Origin of the sequence: Epibacterium sp. Ofav1-8 (assembly GCF_022348185.1) — a bacterium.
Lineage (GTDB): Bacteria > Pseudomonadota > Alphaproteobacteria > Rhodobacterales > Rhodobacteraceae > Epibacterium.
On record NZ_JAKRFD010000006.1, the window covers coordinates 278,529 to 284,878 of the forward strand.

Below are 6,350 nucleotides of genomic sequence, written 5' to 3' on the forward strand. Positions count from 1 at the left end.
CATCTGGCGGCGGAGACCAGGTGCGGTAGCCCACCAACCCGCTGCCGCGCTGCCGCAAGTCGGCAGTGAGCCCATATCCACCAATGCCGCGCTTTCGACAAACGTCCGGTCTGGGGAACTCAATTTTCCCGCGGGGGTTGCGAATGAGGTTCAACTGCAGCAACTTGACCTTAATGGCGCTTTCTTGATCGAGTGTAGAATGTTCAGAACCACAAAGCAGGTAATGCTCTTCTCTGGTTTGATGGTTTCGGCTGCATCAGCTCAGACCAATCTGGCCCCGAATATCTTTTTTGGATTCGATTTCGTCTTGCAGCCAATCGCCATCAAATGGGCCTGCGGCGGATCACGCGATCAGGATTTGGCTGCCTTTGAGAAGCTCATAGCAGCATTTCCGGAGGATGCTAAGCGTGCTGGTCTACGGACTCACATAGACGCTATGCTACAAATATCTGAGGGCGAAGAAAGTTTGATCGAAGTCCTCGGCGGTAAGATAGCGAAGGAACAAGCAGAGAAATTGTGCAATGCTGCGCGACCTATCAGCGTCACGTGGGCTACTCCAGAGCAGTTAGCCAATGACGATGAGGACGGCATGACACCTGACCAAAGAGCGGCTTGGGCCGAGTTTTGGCAAGTCATTGAGGGCCTTCAATGAGAGTTTTCAGAATACAACAAGCTGACATTGAAAGTGCCTAGCTCAAGTTCGGCTTTGTCCGCTTGCCTTCCGTTCGACAGTAGTTGGTGGCTGCGTCTGCAGCGAAGGTCTGCTCCCTCCATGCTCGTGCAGCATGGGACCGTTGCCCAAGTGGCAGATCCTGAGACTTTGCAAATGTCGCTAACTGCGCTTCTCTGACATCCACGCTAGATGCTGCATGAGGTGGCGCTCGAACAGGAGGGGCGGGGAGCGGGAGTTCGCGGCAATGGCGAAACCACCAAGTGTCGACACAGCAGCGGACGTTGAATCTCCCCCCCCGGAATAGCCTATCACTGCTGCTCTGGTACTCGCTCTTACGCTGTGGCAAGCTATCTAAATAGTTGACAGGATTACCGGCCGCAAAGGGATTGCCGTGGGAAATTTCAAAGAGACATTCATTTGGAAGGCTGCGTTTGAGAGTGAGCAGGCCAAAGACCACCAACCTTCCGTCGATACTCTGATTAGCGTGTTCGATAAGGCTAGGGAAAATGCCGGAACCCTTGTATCAGAGATCGCCGTAGATCTTCCTGGATACACCGTTCACGACATCGAACACCTTGATGCTCTGTGGGAAATAGGCAGCCAAATTGTCGGGCAAGATTTTCACATCAACCCTGTAGAAGGATTTGTCTTGGGCTGTAGCTTCCTCTTCCACGATGCTGCAATGACGATGGCCGCATATCCGAATGGATTGGAAGAGATAAAGGCATCACGGGAATGGAAGCGCATCTATGGCAGGATGAAGGCCTCCCACAATGGATGCCCAGATGAAGCGGCGATAATTGAAGTGTTTCTGCGCGAACAGCATGCATTTCGAGCAGAGAAGCTACCCAAAATATCTTGGAATGGCGACGTTGGCCCTCGTTTCCTAATAGATGACGCAGATTCCAGAGAAAAATTTGGTGATTTCATTGGGGAAGTGGCCGCTTCTCATTGGTGGGACCATTCGAAGCTGGAAAGCCAGCTGCAGAACAAGGTTATTCCCGCACCGGCTCCCTTCCCAAGTATCTGGTCAATTGATCTCTTGAAACTTGCTTGTGTGCTTCGGACTGCGGACGCTTCTCAGATTGATGAGCGTCGAGCGCCAAGCTTCCTTCGAGCACTTCGGCAAAACCGCTTGTCGAACTATTCCGCACAGCATTGGACTTTTCAAAGTAAGCTGACCCAGGCCCAAAACCGAAGTGACACACTCTTTTTTGCTGCACTCCGGCCATTCCCTAAGGAAGAAGCAAACGAATGGTGGATGTTGCACGACACCCTCAAGATGATTGATGGCGAACTTCGAAAGACAGACGATTTGCTCGCACGGTGCCGGCAAGATGGAACCAGGTTTGCGGCTCGTCGTGTTGCGAACATCGAAGACCCTGAAAACCTCAAGACCTGTATTCAGACAGATGGTTGGCACCCTGTGGATACGGCATTTTCGATTTCGGACATCCCGAGATTGGTCGAAAACTTGGGGGGCGACCAATTATATGGCCATGACAACATGGCGGCCTTGAGAGAGGCTATTCAAAATGCCATGGACGCTGTCCGTCTTCGACAAATCGTTGATCCTGATGCGCCTGAACCTTTGGTCGAAGTTGACGTGGTGCGCTCCGGCGATTCGACCATCCTCAAAATACGCGACAATGGCGTGGGCATGTCCGAAAGTTCCATTGTCGGAAACCTATTGTCGTTTGGAACGAGTGGCTGGCTCGCAGACACAGCGATTGGGGAATACAACGATAGCTTTCCACTTAAGTCCCATGTGTCAGGCCGATATGGAATTGGTTTCTTTTCAGTCTTCATGCTTGGGAGCAAGGTCGAAATCAAATCCCGCCGGTTTGATGCAAGCCCTGATCAAACAACCGTCCTGTCTTTCCCTGAAGGTCTGAACACTAGGCCCCTTCTCTGTGGAGCAGAATACATGGACAGGATGACCTCTGGTGGCACAGAGTTGTTCATTCACCTCGACATCTCCAAGCTCGAAGAAGGCTACTGGCGCTCCAAGAACCGGAACCGGTTTTGGGCGTACACCGACGGCGAAGTTGGAGAGTTGGCAGAGACCATCGCAAAGCACTTTCCTGCGTCGAGCGTGCCGGTAAAAGTAAGAAATGGCGATCAGCTCACCTGGATCGATGGTCGAAACTGGGACAGCGAGCCAGCCTCGTCCTTTCTTCAACGGATCGAAGGCCGTACATATCCAGGAGAAACAGGCGCTCAATTTGAAACTGCTGTTTCCTTGATTACCGAAGAAACCGGGGAGACCGTAGGAAGGGCCGTTCTCTATCCAGACAGGCTTGCTGGGAGGTTTGTCTCCGAGGACAACCGCGTATGCGGTGCGGTCGTAGCGCAAGGTGCAAAGATCTGCGCAGGAAGCTTCCGCGGGATGCTGCTAGGCAAGCCACTCAGAGCGGCTAGAGATTTCGCGACACCGTTGGCATCGCCGGAAGCAATACAACGATGGGCGACCGAGCAAGCTCGTTTGTTGAAACCAATAGTCTCAGATACCGAGGATCAGCAAAACATCGCAGAGCAAATTGCCTCTCTTGGAGGGGATATCGGCGAACTGAAGTTTTGTGAGGTAGGAGGCACCTATTTTGATCGTGATGAACTGCGAGCATTTCTGAAGGAGAGGGATGAGATTTGGGTTGCCCAAGACGCTGCCGTTTCAGTCGATCGCCCAAAGGAGAAACTGTCTACCAGGACGGACACCTGTATTTCAGTCGGATGCGGCCTTCGCAGCATTGTCTTTATGCCAATCTGGGCTCGCCCATGGCGTGACGGTAGGAAAGGTGTAAATCTACGGAGGATAGCCGTAAAAATTATCTGCGAAGAGTTCAGTATCGCAGAGGAAGTGGCGGAAAAGATGGGCATGGTCGAAGATGGACACTCGGTCTATGTAGCGCCCGCTCCAGTGTGGCATTGTGACGATAACACAACAGGGTTTGTTGATGGCCAATATTTTAAGCGCAACATGATCGTAGAAGATGTTGACCAGTTCTTCATCCCTCGGGGCCAAAGGGGATAATGATCTCCTGTTCGTCTTGTAGCGTTTTGTGGGAAAAAAATCGGAAGGAGCGCGTCTGCGTGTAGCCTTTCGGCGTGCCACTCCGCAACAAACAACCAGGACCTCAGACGCCGTTATTGCCATTAAGCGATAGCGGTTCTGTGGTGCGCTGATCGATTGTTTAACTCCATTGCGAACAATCCGACAGAAGCACGAAGATGCTGCGATTTGTTGCAACGGCAGCTTTGACGGGCCGCACTGCTGCAACTGGCAAAGACGTTCAACGGCCGGTTCGGGCCGACCCAATCTACATGGTGGCTGCCGAACGCCAACTTTGCGAAGGTCACTATCTGCGCATTTCCGTCCCCCCACATCCCCCCTTGACGGTTCCGTCACCGGCATGCCAGTAAATATGCATCATCACCAACTGCGCCCACGGGAAACCGTCGGGCGTTTTTGCGTTCCGGGGGTATGCGATGACAGCGCGGAGCGAGTATCACCATTTGTACAACCTGTCGGCATGGCGGCGTCGCTTGCGGCCTCAGCATCTGGCGCGGGAGCCGCTGTGCCGGGCGTGTCAGCGGCGGGGGATCGTCAATGATGGCACGCTGACGGCGTCCGGATCTCGACAGGGGAACCCAAAGCGCTGCCGCCTGGTGGTGGATCATGTGATTCCGCATCGGGGTGATCCGGCGCTGTTTCTGGATCCGGGCAATCTGCAGACGCTGTGCCCGGATGATCATGATCAGAACAAACAACGGCTGGAAGCGCGCGGGTACTCGGAAGAGCGCGGCGCGGATGGCTGGCCGGTGGATCCACAGCACCCCGCCAACCGCTGACATAGCGAGGCGGCTGCCGATCTACCCCGGGGGGAGGGTTCGAAGGAATTCCGGATGCGGTGGCAACCGGAGGGGGAGCCTTTTTCTGCGCAAAGTGGAAATTGAATAGAAAAAGCCACATGAACAAGGAGTTGATCGGGATATGCGAGGGCGCAGACCGGCAGAGGAAAAAGTTGTGGCTCTCGCGGAAGAGGGCGCGCCGCTTCACAATCTGGAAGAGCGGGCGCGGCTGCGCCTGGAGGAGATCCGGCCCGAGGGGCTGACCGGTGAGCTGCGCTGGACCTTTGACCGGCTGGCGCTGCCGCTGTGTCACCCGACCGTGGATCGGTTGAAGCCCAGCAATGTGATGATGTTCAAACAGCTCTGCAAAGCGGTGCTGCGGTTTGAACGTCTGGAGCTCGAGCTCGAGGAGACCGGCGAGACCTATGAGAGCGAGACGCGCAACGGGATGCAGATCAAGGCGCGGCCCGAGGTGGCACAGCTCAATGAGACCTTCCGCCAGATCCGCGGCCTGGCCAATGACTTTGGCATGACGCCGGCGGCGGAGCGGGGTCTGTCGGGGGCAGGGCAGATGGGGTTCAATTTTGCCGACCCCGATGGGCCCGAGAGCTATCTGACGTGAGCGTATCCAATGACCGGGTCTCGGCCAGCGAGGATCCGGTGACAGCCTGGGCGCAAGCGGTGCAGGCCGGCGAGGTTGTGGCCGGGCCCTATGTGCGGGCGGCGGCGGATCGGCATCTGCGCGATCTGGTGGAGGGGCCCAAACGCGGGCTCAAATGGGATCTGGCGGCGGCGCTGCGTGCGATCCGGTTCTTTCCGCAGGTGCTGCGGCTCAATGGCGGGCAGTTCGAGGGCCGGCCCTTTGAGCTGCACCCAAGCCAGGCGTTCCGGATCGGCTCGCTCTTTGGCTGGAAACAGTACAGCGCCCAGCACGGCGCATGGCTCCGGCGGTTCACGCGGTTTTACGATGAGGAAGGCAAGGGCAACGGCAAATCGCCGATGCTGGGCGGCATTGGGCTTTATATGATGGTGGCCGATGGCGAGCCCCGGGCCGAGATCTATGCGGCGGCGGCAAAGAAGGACCAGGCCGGGATCCTGTTCCAGGATGCGGTGGCGATGGTGGATCAGTCGCCGGTGCTGAAGCGGAAAGTGCAGCAGCAGGGGGAAAACCCCGTCTGGCAAATGACCTACCGGGGGCGCGGGGGCGACAAGCGCAAGTTCAAACCGCTCTCGGCCGAGAAAGCCCAGTCCGGCCCGCGTCCACATTGCGCGCTCACCGATGAGGTGCATGAGCATCCCAACCGGGATGTGATCGATATGCTGGAGCGGGGCTTTAAGTTCCGCAAACAGCCGCTCCTGTGCATGGCGACCAACTCCGGCACCGATAAAAAGTCGATCTGCTGGGAAGAGCACCAGCATGGCGTCAATGTCGTCACCGGCGCAGTAGACGATGACAGCACCTTCGCCTTCATCTGTTCGCTGGATGAGGGCGACGACTGGGAGAATGATCCCAGCTGCTGGGTGAAGGTGAACCCGCTCTTGGGGGTCACCATCGATGAGGAATATCTCACCAAAGTGGTGAACCAGGCGAAGATGATGCCGGGCAAGCGCAACGGTATTGCGCGGCTGCATTTTTGCCAGTGGACGCAATCGGTGACGGCGGCGATCCGGCGCGAGGCCTGGGTGGCCTGTCACGGGGATGTGGATCCCGAAGAGCTGACCGCGCAGGGCTATCCCTGTTTTGGCGGGCTGGACCTGAGCCAGGTGCGCGACTTCTCGGCGCTGACCCTCACATGGGTGCTCGATGCCACCAAGGACGCCGAGCGCC

Annotated in this window: 5 protein-coding genes; all 5 read left to right on the forward strand. The window is 56.5% G+C overall.

The features are described 5' to 3' along the window. Positions 1-199 precede the first annotated feature (199 nt). Positions 200-652 (forward strand): hypothetical protein, encoded by a 453-nt coding sequence (locus MHM97_RS12360; RefSeq protein WP_239322656.1) that lies wholly within the window; start codon positions 200-202, stop codon positions 650-652. A gap of 412 nt (positions 653-1,064) precedes the next feature. After that, on the forward strand, positions 1,065-3,704 hold the full coding sequence (locus tag MHM97_RS22880; RefSeq protein ID WP_239322657.1) for an HD domain-containing protein: 2,640 nt from the start codon (positions 1,065-1,067) through the stop codon (positions 3,702-3,704). Positions 3,705-4,159: 455 nt separating this feature from the next. Beyond that, positions 4,160-4,522 carry an HNH endonuclease signature motif containing protein gene (locus MHM97_RS12370; protein ID WP_239322658.1) on the forward strand — a complete coding sequence of 121 codons (363 nt, stop codon included), beginning with the start codon at positions 4,160-4,162 and terminating at the stop codon, positions 4,520-4,522. A 175-nt stretch (positions 4,523-4,697) separates the two neighbouring features. Continuing rightward, the gene (locus tag MHM97_RS12375; protein ID WP_239322659.1) at positions 4,698-5,144 is read left to right on the forward strand and encodes a P27 family phage terminase small subunit; all 447 of its coding nucleotides are present in this window, start codon (positions 4,698-4,700) and stop codon (positions 5,142-5,144) included. Next, positions 5,141-6,350: terminase large subunit (locus MHM97_RS12380; RefSeq protein WP_239322660.1), on the forward strand; the 1,210-nt coding region annotated here is incomplete at its 3' end. The genes MHM97_RS12375 and MHM97_RS12380, both read left to right, overlap by 4 nt.

Coding starts and splice junctions, on each gene's coding strand:
- MHM97_RS12360 (WP_239322656.1), top strand. CDS start 200: ATGTTCAGAACCACAAAGCAGGTAATGCTCTTCTCTGGTTTGATGGTT.
- MHM97_RS12370 (WP_239322658.1), top strand. CDS start 4,160: ATGACAGCGCGGAGCGAGTATCACCATTTGTACAACCTGTCGGCATGG.